Source organism: Mesorhizobium sp. B2-1-3A (genome assembly GCF_006442655.1).
Classification (GTDB): domain Bacteria; phylum Pseudomonadota; class Alphaproteobacteria; order Rhizobiales; family Rhizobiaceae; genus Mesorhizobium.
The window spans coordinates 560,449-573,639 of the sequence record NZ_VFWK01000002.1; the positions used below are offsets into that span (position 1 = coordinate 560,449).

Here is a 13,191-nt window from a genome sequence, read left to right on the forward strand (position 1 = left end):
GAACTCAATCCTTGAGGTTGTCGGGATTGAGCGGCGTCTTCAGCCAGGCTTTCGAGCTTTCGTCCAGCTTGCCGTCGGCCAGCATCTTGGCGATGGCGTCGTTGACCGCCTTCTTCAACCCGTCCTCATTCTTGTTGAGACCGATATGCGAGGGCGAGGTCAGAAGCTGGAACTTCTGCTCCGGCTTCAGCGCATCCTGCTTGGCCAGCACCTGCGCGCCGACATCGTTGCCGACGACCATCAGCTGGGTCTGGCCGGAGATGAAGGCCTGGATCACCGAATTGTAGTTGTCGAAGCGCTTGATGTCGGCCGAGGCGGGCGCGGCCTCGGTGAGCGAAGTGTCCTCAAGCGTGCCGCGATTGACGGCGATCGACTTGTCGGCAAGATCTTCCTTCCCCTTGACCGACATCGCCGCCGGACCGATCACCGCGATGTAATAGGGCGCGTAGGCGGCGGCGAAATCGATGACCTGCTCGCGCTCCTTCGAGTAGCCGACGCTCATCAGGATGTCGACGCGATGGTCGTTCAGGTAGGGGATGCGGTTCTGGCCGGTGACAGGGACCGGATTGAGTTTCACCTTGAGCGTGTCGGCGATGTATTGGGCCACGTCCATGTCATAGCCCTTGAGGCTCATATCGGCGCTGGCCGAGGAGAAGGGCGGGAAGTCCGCGAAGACGCCGACATTGATGGTGCCGGCCTTGGTGATGTCAGCCAGCGCGTCGGCGTTGGCCGCCTGCGTGGCAAAGCCAAGACCGGCAGCACCCAGCATCAGGGCGGCGGCGATGGATGATTTCAGTATCGAGTGGATTGTCATTGTCATTCCCCTTCTGGAAGCTTTTTGATTGTTGGGTCAGCCGCCGGCTCCAGCGCGGCGGCCGCCTTTTCGTGACGTCCGTCAGGCCCCCTTGCCCGTGATGGCCGGGCTGAACACCATCAGGCTCAGTATCTCGAACAGCACCTGGGCGCCGGCATGCGCCGTGTTGGTGGTGGCGTCATATTGCGGCGCCACCTCGACGACGTCGCCGCCGACGATGTTGAGGCCCTTGAGGCCGCGCAGCAGTTCAAGCACCTCGCGCGTCGTCAGCCCGCCGACTTCCGGCGTGCCGGTGCCGGGCGCGAAGGCCGGATCGACGCTGTCGATGTCGAAAGAGACATAGGTCGGGCCATCGCCAACGATCTTGCGGGCCTTTTCGATGATGGCGGGGATACCGAGCCCGGTCACCTCCTCGGCGTGCACCACGGTCATGCCAGACTCGTAGGTGAACTCCCACAGATATTCGGCCGAGCCGCGGATGCCGATCTGGATGGTGCGCGTCGGATCAAGCACGCCGTCGAGCACCGCGTTGCGGAACGGGCCGCCGTGGTGGAACTTGGTCATGTCGAACAGGCCACTGGTGTCGCAATGGGCGTCGATGTGGATCAGGCCGACCGGCGCCTTCTTGCCGACAGCCTTGAGGATCGGATGGCTGATCGAATGGTCGCCGCCGACAGAGAGGGGAAGCACGCCGGCATCGACGATCTGGTTGGTGCGGCGCTCGATGTCCTCATGGCTGATCTCCAGCCGGTAGCGGCTGCGGAACGGCGTGTCGCCGATGTCGGCCACCCGAAGCTCATGCGTAGGGGCGCATTCCAGCACGTGGTTGTAGGGGCCGATGCGCTCGATGGCGCGCAGCGCCCTCGGCCCGAAGCGCGAGCCCGGCCGGTTGGTGACACCGAGGTCCATCGGCACGCCGATCATGGCCACCTGCAGGTCGCCGAAATCCGGGTTCTCCGCGGCGATCTCGCGGTAGGGCGCGGCGAGGAAGGTCGGTATGCCGGAATAGGGCGCCAGCCTGGTGCCGCTCTTGGAGAAGATCTTGTCGGCGACCTTGCGGAACTTGGGGTCGAACATCTCGCCGCCATGGCTCTCGCCATATTTGCGACGCAGCGCGTCAAGCTTGCCGCGATCATAGCCCATATCGGTTCCTCCTCGATTGGTGCAGCTTGACCAATGGTGATCTCAGGCGAATTGACCGTCGTCCGGCCGGGTCGCTTGTCCCGCTGGCTGCCTGCAGATTTCACGTCTTGAAGTTGTTCAGGACTGAAGTGTCCGGCAGCCGCCTTGAAAAATCAATTGATATTGTTAGGGTGTTTTCTGTGAGAAAATCTCACAAACTGCCGAGTCCCCTATGGCCAAACGCCTGCCGCCCCTGAACCCGCTGCGCGCCTTCGAGGCGACGGCGCGCCATGGCTCGCTGACCAAGGCGGCAAGTGAGCTGAATGTCACGCATGGCGCCATCAGCCACCAGATCAAGGCGCTGGAGCAGTCGCTCGGGGTCAAGCTGTTCGAGCGTGTCGGCCAGCGGGTCAAGCTGACGCCGCATGGCGCCGAACTTTTGCCGGCTGTATCGACCGCCTTCGACGGCATCGCCGCCGCCACGCAGCGGCTGACGCGCCCGGCCAGCAGCGGCGCGCTTTCGGTGTCCTGCGTGCCGGCATTGCTGCTTTTGTGGATGACGCCGAGGCTTGGCAGCTTCACCGCGCAATATCCCGACATCCAGCTGACGCTCATTCCCTCCAACGACCCCAGGGATATAAGGGCGCCGCATATCGATGTCTGCGTCCACTATGGCAATGGCAGCTGGGCCGATTGCTGGATGCGCAAATGGTCGGGGCTGGAACTGTTTCCCGTGGTGAGCCCGACCTTGATCAACAACCGCCCGATCCGCAGCGTCAGGGATCTCGCCGATCACGTCTTCCTGCATGGCGACGACGGCCGCGAATGGCACACCTGGCTGGCGGCCGCCGACGCGCTGGACCTCGAGCGCGGCCGCCGCCATCATCTTGGCGATGCCCGCATGGCGACCGAGGCCGCGGTGCACGGCCATGGCGTGGCGCTGGGCGATTCCGTGACGGCAAGCGCGCTGCTGGCCAGGGGCATGCTGATCGCGCCGTTCAGCCTGTCGGTGCCGGCGGTCGATGAATTCTACATCGTCTGCCGCAATGAAATGCGCACGGCGCCGATCGTGCAGGTGTTCATCGACTGGCTGTTCGCCGAGAAGGCCGGGGATGACGGCCGCGCCGATGCTCCTGTCGCCGGCCGCCTCGTCACCCGCCGCAAACGCCCGGCACTCAAGGTGATCGGCGGCAAATCCGCAGGCTGACGGCAGACCGTGCACGGCCGCATGCAGGCCGTTCTTTTTGTCGGGCCAGCCTGAAAGCAAGCAGCGTTTTGGTCAATTCGATGCTATGAGGCCTGTCGCGGTTGGATTGCAGGTAGCGAAGGCGGCGTTGAAACATGGCTAAGACCGATATTGCGCGGCGCGTCTACAACCACACCTGGAAGCTCGATCCCATCGTGCGCAGTCTGCTCGACACGGATTTCTACAAGCTTCTGATGCTGCAGATGATCTGGGGCATGTACCCCAAGGTCGAGGCCACCTTCTCGCTGATCAATCGCACCACTTCGGTGCGGCTGGCCGACGATATCGATGAAGGCGAACTGCGCGAACAACTCGACCATGCCCGCACCTTGCGGTTCTCCAAGAAGGAGATGATCTGGCTGGGCGGCAACAATTTCTATGGCCGCAAGCAGATCTTCGAGCCGGAATTCCTCGCCTGGCTGGAAGGGTTCCGGCTGCCCGACTACGAACTGTCCAGGCGCAATGGACAGTATGAGCTCTCCTTCAGCGGGCCATGGATGTATACCACGCTGTGGGAAATCCCGGCGCTCGCCATCATCAACGAGCTGCGGTCCCGCGCGGCGATGCGGGCCTTCGGACCCTTCGCCCTCGATGTGCTCTATGCCCGCGCCAAGGCCAAGATGTGGGCCAAGACCGAGCGCCTGAAGGCACTGCCCGGCATCCGCATTTCCGACTTCGGCACGCGCCGGCGGCATTCCTTCCTGTGGCAGCGCTGGTGTGTCGAGGCGCTCAAGGAAGGTATCGGCGAGGCCTTCACCGGCACCTCCAACGTGCTGCTTGCGATGGACAACGACCTCGAAGCGCTCGGCACCAACGCACACGAACTGCCGATGGTGTTCGCAGCGCTTGCCAATTCGGAGAAGGAGCTGAAACAGGCTCCCTACAAGGTGCTGCAGGACTGGCAGCGCTACTATGGCGGCAATCTGCTGATCGTGCTGCCCGACGCTTTCGGCACCGCCTCCTTCCTGCGCGACGCGCCGGACTGGGTGGCCGACTGGACCGGCTTTCGCCCCGACAGCGCCCCACCGATCGAAGGCGGCGAAAAAATCCTGTCCTGGTGGCGCGAGAAGGGCAAGGACCCCAAGCAGAAACTGCTGATCTTCTCCGACGGCCTGGAGGTGGAAACCATCGAGGAGACCTACCGCCACTTCAAGGGCAAGGTGCGCATGTCCTTCGGCTGGGGCACCAACCTCACCAATGATTTCGAGGGCTGCGCGCCGACGGAAACCAACAGCCTGGACGCCATATCGCTGGTCTGCAAGGTCACCGAGGCCAATGGCCGGCCGGCGGTGAAGCTTTCCGACAACCCGGCCAAGGCGACCGGCGACGAGAAGGAGATCCAGCGGTATCTCAGGATTTTCGGCGAGAAGGACCGCGTGGAGCAACTGGTCAAGGTGTGAGGGGCGAGCGCTGCTTGAGGCATCGCCATACGAGGCCGCAAAGTTGGATAGGCTGAGTTCCTTCGCCGTGGAGCGCCGTCTTCAAGGATTGGCTTTCGCCATCGCCCTGCTAGCCCTCCTCCCCACTCCCGCCTTCGCCCATGCCTCCGACCGAGGCCACGTCCTGCTCCTGCCGACCGGCTATTACCTCGTCGGCGGCGCGTTCGCCGTGGCCGTCAGCTTCCTCGTGCTGGCGCTGCTGCCGGCGGCTTCCATCGATCGTTTCTGGCGCCGGCGGCTGCCGCTTTTCACCTTCGGCGATAGCGCCCGCACTTCCCTCAGCCTGATATCGTTTGCCGGCTTTTCAATCCTCGTCGCCGCCGGCCTTTTCGGCAGCCGCGACCCGCTCTCCAATCCACTGCCGCTGGTGATCTGGACGCTGTTGTGGGCAGGCCTCACGCTGCTGCAAGGCGCTTTCGGCGACCTCTGGTCATGGCTCAACCCTTGGTATGGACCGTGGCGCCTCGCCTCACGCCTGCGCGGCGCAAGCGATGAGGGGCTGCGGCGCCTTCCCCGATGGATCGGCTGCTGGCCGGCCGTCATCCTGTTCTTCGCCTTTGCCTGGTTCGAGCTCATCGATCCGGCGCCTGACGACCCTGCACGGCTTGCCCTTGTCGCCGGCTTTTATTGGCTGCTCACCTTCCTTGCCATGCTGATGTTCGGCTATCGCGGCTGGAGCCGCAGCGGTGAGTTCCTGACTATCTTCTTCTCCATGGTGGCGCGCTTCGCGCCTGTCGAACGCGACGAGAAGGGCCGGCTTGCGCTGTGCTGGCCAGGCGCCAAGCTGCTGGCGGCGGAGCCGTTACCACCCAGCGGCATCGCCTTCCTGCTGCTGGCCCTGTCGTCCGTGTCCTTCGACGGCCTGTCAAAAACCTTCTTCTGGCTTGGCCTCTTCGGCATCAATCCGCTCGAATTCCCAGGCCGCACGGCGGTGATCGGCAGCGGCAGTCTCGGGCTCGTTCTGACATTCGTCCTGCTGGCGGCGGTGTTCCTTTTGGCCGTTGTGCTCGGCCAACGTCTTGCCGGCAGCGGACCGCCGCTCGCCCAGGCAGCCGGGCTGCTGGTCTGGTCGATCGTGCCGATCGCGCTCGCCTACCATGTCGCGCACTATCTGACGGCGCTGCTGGTCGACGGCCAGTACGCGCTGGCCGCCCTGTCCGACCCGTTCGCGCTGGGTTGGAACCTGTTCGGCACCGCCGACATGCAGGTCGAGGCCGGCATCGTCGCCGGCGCGGCGTCCGCCTGGTGGCTGTGGAACATCCAGGCCGGTGCCATCATCCTTGGCCATGTGCTCGCCGTCCTCGTCGCCCACGGTTTCGCCTGGCGCCTGCATCCGCAACCCGCCCGCGCCGCGCTCAGCCAGTTTCCGCTCACCCTGCTGATGATCGCCTACACGGTCTTCGGCCTCTGGCTGCTCGCCACGCCGACGGTCGGCTGAGGCATTTGCGCTGGAAAATAAACCGGGATTCCCTTAGGGAACCAGCATTGCCGTGTCCGGACTTTGGTGATTTAGTTTGTACACATGCAATTTTTCGACTTCCGGACATGAGCGGACTTTGCGCTCCTAACGCTGAACAAGGGGAACGGCATATGGACAAGAGCAAGACCTTCAACCTCCCGAAAACCGGTCTCACCCGCCGCACGGCGCTGAAGGGCCTTGCAGCGGGCGCCGGCCTCGCCATGGCGCCCGGCTTCGTCCGCTATTCCCAGGCGCAGAGTTCGGCGCCGATCAAAATCGGCTTCCAGTCGCACCGGACCGGCATCGGTGCCGCCTATGGCCGCTGGTACGAGAAGACCACCGCCGCCGCGGTCAAGGCGATCAACGCCGCCGGCGGCATCAATGGCCGTCAGGTCGAGGTCATCATCGAGGATGACGGCACCGATCCCGGCCGCGGCGCCGAGGTGGTTGGGAAGTTCGCCACCCAGCACAAGACCGACATCGTTTTCGGCACACTGTTTTCGCATGTCGTCATCGGCTCGGCGCCGGCCGCCGGTGAGGCCAAGATTCCTTATTTCGTCGTCAGCGAAGGCCACCACGTCGCCTCGACCAAGCTCAACCGCTACGTCTTCCAGCCCGGCATCACCGACGTGAAAAGCCAGATCCAGTCGATGGCGCCATGGATCGCGGCCAATGCCGGCAAGAAGGTGACGCAGATCTTCCCCGATTTCGCTTTCGGCTACGATCATCGCGACTACCTGCCGCCGGCGCTGAAGGCGCAAGGCGCCGAGGTCATTGCGCAGATCGCCATCCCGCCGACGGAATCCTCCTTCACCAAGTATTTTCCGCAGATCCCGGCCGAGACCGAGGTGATCTACCACGTGATGGTCGGTCCCGCGGTGCTCACCTTCGTCAAGGAACTCGGCGAGTTCTACGGCTCCAACCGGCCGCAGCTGTTCGGCTTCATCGATTCGCTCGAGGCCGTCGACATCAACAGCCCGGGGCTGGAATTCCTCGACGGCAGCCATTTCTGGGAAGGTTCGCCGCGTTATGCCCAGGCCGATGATACCGAGGCGCAGAAAGCCTATCGCGCCGCCGTAGGCATCGACGACAATGGCGCCGCCGTCGGCGACCCCAAGGACGTCTCCACCGCCGCGCACATGTTCGGCTGCTGGGAAACGCTCTACGTCGTCAAGAAGGCGATGGAGGATGCCGGCTACAAGGGTCCGGAAGACCGCGCCAAGCTGGTCGAGGCAACCGAGGCGCTGACCGCCTTCGCCGAAGGCCCGGAGCATCCGCAGGGGCCGAAAACCTTCAACGGCAAGATCCACCAGTGTTTTGGTATCCAGAACATCTCCAAGGTCGAAGGCGGCAAGCTGAAGGTGGTGCACAAGACCAAGATCGAGGACGGGCTCTACGAGGCCGAGGGAGATTACACCACGCAGGCGCTTTGACGCCTCACCCTCCCCCTTGTGGGGAGGGTCGGCGAACAGGCTTCGCATTTTGCGAAGCCTGTGAGACGGGGTGGGGGCTGCGACGGCCCATGCCCCACCCCCCACCCGACCGCTTCGCGGTCACCCTGCCCACGAGGGGGAGGGTAAGGGCGCCCCTGAATGCACTTCGGACCCCATCTCCTCCTTGCCGCCCTCGAAGGCCTCGTCACCTCCGCCGTGCTGGCGCTGACCGCGCTTGGGCTGTCGCTGGTGTTCGGCGTGATGCGGGTGGTCAATGTCGCGCATGGCGAGTTCTTCATGCTGGGCGCGGTGCTTGCCTGGGCGATCTCGACGGCGATATCGGGCCATCCGGCGTTGGGTTTCCTGGCGGCGTTGGTGATAGCGCCGCTGATCGTCGGCGCCATCGCGCTGGTCGCCGAGCGGCTGGTGCTGCGCCGGCTCAACTACAATCCGGAAGCCACCATCGTCGCCACCATCGGCATGCTCTACATCATCCAGCAGCTGGCGCTGACCTTCTATGGCCCGGAGGCGCGGCCGGTGGAGCCGCCGTTCAGCTACCGCATCCTTTTGCCGTGGTTCGGCTACTCCGGCTACAAACTGTCGATCATCGCAGCTTCCGCGCTTCTCCTGATCGCCACATGGCTGGTGCTGACACGCACCAAAATCGGCCTCATCATGCGCGCCACGCAGTATGACAGCGAGACGGCGCAGGCCTTCGGCATCCCGGTCGGCCGTGTCTATGGCGGCGTCTTCGCGCTCGGCGCCATGCTGGCGGCGATCGCCGCGGTGCTGATCGTACCTATCAGCCAAGCCCATTATCTGATGGGACAGGACCCGCTGCTGCTCTCCTTCATCGTCGTCATCATCGGCGGCCTCGGCTCGCTGCGCGGCACCGTGGTCGCCGCCGTGCTGATCGGCCTGTCCGATGGCATCATCTCGATGTTCTTCTCGCCGACCCTGGCCAAGATCATCGCCACGCTGCTGGTCGCCATGGTGCTGGTGTTCCGCCCGCAAGGCCTGTTCGGAACGGCATCGCGATGAGCGAAGCTTCGCCGGCAAAGGCCTATGCGCTGCATCTCGGCGTCATCGCCCTGCTCTTCGTGCTGAGCTTCGTGCTGCCTGAGTACTATCATGGCCTTCTCGCCCGCATCATGGTGCTGGCGGTGTTCGCCATGGGCTACAACATGCTGTTCGGCTATGTCGGCCTGCTCAGCCTCGGCCATGCCATGTTCTTCGGCGCCGGGCTTTACGGTGCCGGCCTTGCCATCATCCAGCTCGGCTGGGGCGTGCCGCTGGCCTTCCTCAGCGGGATTGCCTGCGGCGCGGTGCTGGCGCTGATGATCGGCCTCCTGGCACTGCGCACCACGGGCGTCGCCTTCATGATCGTCACCATGATGTTCGCGCAGGTGTTTTATCTCCTCATCCTCTACTTCGCGACGTGGACCGGAGGCGATCAGGGCCAGGTCGTGCCGCAGCCGGCACGCGTCCTCGATTTCGGCGTGACCTCGCTCGACCTCACCAATCCGACCGTGCGCTACATGAGTGCACTGGCGCTGTTCTCGATCGTACTGCTGATCACGCTTGCCATCGTCCGCTCCCGATATGGCCGTGTGCTGGTCGCCATCCGCGAGAACGAAGAACGCACCAAGATGCTGGGCTACGACACCTTCTCCAACAAGCTTGCCGCCGTCGTCATCTCCGGCACCATCTGCGCGGCGTCGGGGGCTGCCTACGCGCTGCTGTTCGGCTATGTCGGATCGAGCTTCGCCTCGGTGCAATATTCGATCCTGCCGCTGCTCTGGGTCCTGCTCGGCGGCGCGGCCACAACGCTCGGACCGCTCATCGGCACGGTCTTCATGTACTATGTCATCGACGTCACCAGCGGCTACACATCGGCCTATCTGCTGATCGTCGGTATCGCGCTGATCCTGCTGGTTTTGTTTTTCCCAAAGGGCATTCTTGGCACCATCCGCCAACGCTGGCTAAGGTGGCTGCCATGACACCTCTTTTGAGCACCAGGGGCCTGTCGCGCCATTTCGGCGGCCTGCGCGCCGTGGACAACGTCGATTTCACCTTGATGCCAGGCGAGATTCGCGCCGTCATAGGCCCCAACGGAGCCGGCAAGACGACCTTCGTCAGCCTGGTCAGCGGCCGCATCCAGCCGTCTTCGGGAGCGATCATATTCGACGGCGACGACATTACCGGCCTGCCCGCCTATGCCAGAGTGCGCCGGGGCATCGCTTACACCTTCCAGATCACCAGCGTCTTCGCCAATCTCAGCGCCTACGCCAATGTCGCGTTGCCGGTGCAACTCACACTGAGCGATCGCCGGTCGGCAGGCGCGATCAAGGCAGGCGTCATGTCGGCGCTCGAACGCACGGGCCTCGCCGACCGTGCCGATATGCCGGCCGGGCAGTTGTCCTACGGCCACCAACGCCTGCTGGAGGTGGCGATGGGCCTGGCGCTGAAGCCTCGCCTGCTGATCCTCGACGAGCCGACACAAGGGCTGGCCGACAGCGAGATCGACAATTTCATCGCCTTGGTGCGCGAGATCGCCAGGGACGCCACCGTGCTTCTGATCGAGCATAACATGCCCGTGGTCATGCAGTTGGCCCACCGCATCACTGTCTTCAATGCCGGCAGTATCCTGGCGGAAGGCACCCCCGAGGCCATCCGCGAGAACACGGCGGTGCAGGAAGCCTATCTGGGGACCGCCCGATGACTGCGGGCAAGGCGGAAGCGTTGCGGATCGCGGGACTGGACTGCTTCTACGGCGAGGTCCAGGTGCTCTACGGCCTCGACCTCGTGCTGAACAAGGGCGAGGTGCTGTGCCTGTTCGGCCGCAACGGCGCCGGCAAGACGACGACGCTGAAGGCGATCATGGGCCTGGTTCCTTCGAGCGCCGGCTCGATCAAGCTCGCCGGCCAGGAATTGACCGGCCTGCCGGCGCATGAAGTGCCGAAGGCAGGCGTCGCCTATGTACCGCAGGGCAGGCGGCTGTTCGCCGAGATGACGGTGGCGGAAAACATCGAGATCGGCCTGATGGCACGCGGCAAGGGCAAGGCCGTGCGCGAAACCGTGCTCGACCTCTTCCCGCTGCTGCGCCAGAGGCTGCGGCAACGTTCGGGCACCTTGTCGGGCGGTGAGCAGCAGATGCTGGCGATGGCGCGCGCGCTCTGCCTCGAACCGCAGGTGCTCTTGCTCGACGAGCCGACGGAAGGGCTGATGCCGTCGATGATCGCCAAGATCCGCGAGACGGTGTCAAAGCTGCGCGACATGGGCGTCTCGACCATCCTGGTCGAGCAGCGCGTCGAGGCGGTGCTGTCGGTCGCCGACCGCGTCTCGTTCATCGAGAATGGCCGCAACCGCGAGACGGTCGATGTCGAGGAGCTGCGCGCCGACCCTTCGGCGGTCAGGCGCTATGTCGGCGTTGGTTGATCAGCCGAAAAACACAAAGCCCGCGATCAAGAAAATCGGGATCAGCACCAGACCGGACCACAGCATGTAGCCGAAGAAGCCGGGCATCTCGACGCCGCGCTGCCGGGCGATGGCATAGACCATGAAGTTGGGCGCATTGCCGATATAGGTGTTGGCGCCCATGAACACCGCACCCGCCGAGATCGCCGCCAATGTCGAGGCGAATTCGGTCATCAGGTGGCGTGGATCGCCGCCGGCAAGCTCGAAGAACACCAGGTAGGTCGGCGCATTGTCGAGGAAGGACGACAGCGCTCCGGTCAGCCAGAAATAGGCGAGGTCGTTGGGCGTGCCTTGCGCCGAGGTGACGAGCGCGACCAGCTGCGCCAGCGCTCCCTCATGGCCGGCTCTCAAAATGGCGATGACCGGCACGATGCAGATGAAGATGCCGGCAAACAATTTTGCCACTTCCGCGATCGGTCCCCAGTTGAAGCCATTCGCCTCGCGGTATTCCTTGCGCGAAACAGCCAACGAGACAAAGGCGAGCGCCAGGATGACGGCGTCGCGTACCAGGTTCTGCAGCTCCAGCGTCACGCCCTGAATGGAGAAGGTGACACCAGGCTTCCATGTCGCCGACAGCAGGATGGCGCCAATGACCCCGGCCAGCAAAGGAATGTTTGGCAGGCCGCGAATGCGTATCCTGGAATCCGGTGTCGGGTCCTTGATCTTCGGCGCGCCTGCCTCGCGCCGATGCAGGATGACGTCGATCGCCAGGAACGCCGCCAGCACCAGGCCGCCAACGAACAGCGTTTCCCGATAGAGGTTCGTGGTCGTCCAGAAGAAGTCGACGCCACGCAGGAAGCCGACGAACAGCGGCGGGTCGCCGAGCGGCGTCAGCGAGCCGCCGATATTGGACACCAGGAAGATGAAGAAGACGACGACATGGGCATTGAACGGCCTGGCGTCGTTGGCGCGGATGATCGGCCGGATCAGGATCATCGAGGCGCCCGTCGTGCCGATGACCGAGGCGAGCAGCGCGCCGACCAGCAGCAGCCCGGCATTGACCAGCGGCGTGCCGTGGATGTTGCCGGCGACCAGGATGCCGCCCGAAATGGTGAACAGCGCAAACAGCAGGATGATGAAGGACATGTATTCGGTAAGCAGCGCGTGCAGCACCGCCTCGGTCACCGAAGGCAGCCCGAAGGCAAGCGCCAAAGGTACGACGACAAATGCGGCCCAAAGCGCCGCTATCTTGCCGTAGTGGTGCTCCCAGATATGGTGGAACAGCAGCGGGCCGGTCGCGATCGACAGCAGCAGGCCAGCAAAGGGAAGTGCCCACCACAGCGACATCGAGGCGCCGGGCAATGCGTGTTCCTCGGCCGCCAAGGCCGCTTCCGGGAACAGCATGGCGACGGCGATGGCGGCACCCGTCATTGCGCCCGCGGTGATCCGCGAAAGGCCCCCCTGATGCCCCACCGTCCGTTCAGTCCGACAAATGGTCTTCAAGCGTCACGCCGGCATCGCGCATACGCCGCAGCATGGCATCAAGCGAGCCGTTGAGGTCGATGCCACGGCAGGCATCGAGCCGGACGGTGGTTTTGAAACCCTGGCTGACGGCATCCAGCGCCGAAAAGCCGACACAGAAATCGGTCGCCAGGCCGACCAGGGTCAAACTGTCGATGCCGCGTTCCCTGAGGTAGCCCCCGAGGCCGGTCGGCGTCGTGTGGTCATTCTCGAAGAACGCCGAATAGCTGTCGATCGCTGGGCGAAATCCCTTGCGGATGACGAGCTCGGCCTTGGTCCAGGCAAGGCCGGAATGGAAATCCGAGCCGAGGCTGCCCTGGATGCAATGATCCGGCCACAAAGTCTGCTGGCCATAGGGCATCTCGATCATGGTGAAGGGCTGCGCGCCCGGATGGCTGGAGGCAAAGCTTGAATGGCCGGCGGGGTGCCAGTCCTGCGTCAGCACGACATGGTCGGTCCGCCGGATCATATCGTTGACCAGCGGCACGATCTCGTCGCCGCCGGTCACGGCCAACGCGCCGCCCGGGCAAAAGTCGTTCTGCAGGTCGATGACAACAAGCGCTTCGTCGGCCATGCGGCTTCCTTTCCTCTGTCTCGATGCCGCTGTTGCGACCGGAGGCAGAAACTTGACCAGATGGCCGGCCGCGTCAACCTCCGGAGGCGTAACAATCTCGTTGCATGCGGCCCGGCAGCTACGACACCCCAAACTCTGGCTTTGACAATTTCCGCTGGCTTGATAT

Annotated in this window: 12 protein-coding genes; 8 read left to right on the plus strand and 4 right to left on the minus strand. The window is 64.0% G+C overall.

What is annotated here, in order from left to right:
- Positions 1–4 precede the first annotated feature (4 nt).
- Both FJ977_RS09275 and speB read right to left on the minus strand, forming a co-directional pair.
- A complete protein-coding gene (locus FJ977_RS09275) occupies positions 5–814 on the minus strand; it encodes a transporter substrate-binding domain-containing protein (RefSeq protein ID WP_140770662.1) in 810 nt (269 codons plus the stop codon).
- 81 nt (positions 815–895) lie between these two features.
- On the minus strand, positions 896–1,957 hold the full coding sequence (gene speB / locus FJ977_RS09280) for an agmatinase (RefSeq protein ID WP_140770664.1): 1,062 nt from the start codon (positions 1,955–1,957) through the stop codon (positions 896–898).
- Between the two features lie 211 nt (positions 1,958–2,168).
- On the opposite strand from speB, the gene gcvA reads away from it, so the two are divergent.
- The 8 genes from gcvA (at position 2,169) to FJ977_RS09320 (ending at position 10,951) form a co-directional block, all read left to right on the plus strand.
- Entirely contained in the window at positions 2,169–3,143 is a 975-nt protein-coding gene (gene gcvA, locus FJ977_RS09285; RefSeq protein WP_140770666.1) for a transcriptional regulator GcvA, read from the plus strand.
- Between the two features lie 134 nt (positions 3,144–3,277).
- On the plus strand, positions 3,278–4,582 hold the full coding sequence (gene pncB / locus FJ977_RS09290) for a nicotinate phosphoribosyltransferase (RefSeq protein WP_140770668.1): 1,305 nt from the start codon (positions 3,278–3,280) through the stop codon (positions 4,580–4,582).
- A 67-nt stretch (positions 4,583–4,649) separates the two neighbouring features.
- Positions 4,650–6,059 (plus strand): hypothetical protein, encoded by a 1,410-nt coding sequence (locus FJ977_RS09295; protein WP_181179777.1) that lies wholly within the window; start codon positions 4,650–4,652, stop codon positions 6,057–6,059.
- Between the two features lie 152 nt (positions 6,060–6,211).
- Positions 6,212–7,513: an ABC transporter substrate-binding protein gene (locus FJ977_RS09300; protein ID WP_140770672.1), complete on the plus strand. Its 1,302-nt coding sequence runs from the start codon at positions 6,212–6,214 to the stop codon at positions 7,511–7,513.
- A gap of 159 nt (positions 7,514–7,672) precedes the next feature.
- The gene (locus tag FJ977_RS09305) at positions 7,673–8,554 is read left to right on the plus strand and encodes a branched-chain amino acid ABC transporter permease (protein WP_140770674.1); all 882 of its coding nucleotides are present in this window, start codon (positions 7,673–7,675) and stop codon (positions 8,552–8,554) included.
- Positions 8,551–9,513: a branched-chain amino acid ABC transporter permease gene (locus FJ977_RS09310; RefSeq protein ID WP_140770675.1), complete on the plus strand. Its 963-nt coding sequence runs from the start codon at positions 8,551–8,553 to the stop codon at positions 9,511–9,513. Before FJ977_RS09305 ends, FJ977_RS09310 begins: the two co-directional genes overlap by 4 nt.
- Entirely contained in the window at positions 9,510–10,235 is a 726-nt protein-coding gene (locus FJ977_RS09315; RefSeq protein ID WP_140770677.1) for an ABC transporter ATP-binding protein, read from the plus strand. The genes FJ977_RS09310 and FJ977_RS09315 overlap by 4 nt, the downstream gene beginning before the upstream one ends.
- Positions 10,232–10,951: an ABC transporter ATP-binding protein gene (locus FJ977_RS09320; RefSeq protein ID WP_140770680.1), complete on the plus strand. Its 720-nt coding sequence runs from the start codon at positions 10,232–10,234 to the stop codon at positions 10,949–10,951. Before FJ977_RS09315 ends, FJ977_RS09320 begins: the two co-directional genes overlap by 4 nt.
- Here FJ977_RS09320 and FJ977_RS09325 read toward each other — a convergent pair whose 3' ends face one another.
- Positions 10,952–12,361: a sodium:proton antiporter gene (locus FJ977_RS09325; protein WP_140770682.1), complete on the minus strand. Its 1,410-nt coding sequence runs from the start codon at positions 12,359–12,361 to the stop codon at positions 10,952–10,954.
- Positions 12,362–12,410: 49 nt separating this feature from the next.
- Positions 12,411–13,025: a bifunctional nicotinamidase/pyrazinamidase gene (gene pncA / locus FJ977_RS09330; RefSeq protein WP_140770684.1), complete on the minus strand. Its 615-nt coding sequence runs from the start codon at positions 13,023–13,025 to the stop codon at positions 12,411–12,413.
- Positions 13,026–13,191: the final 166 nt, after the last annotated feature.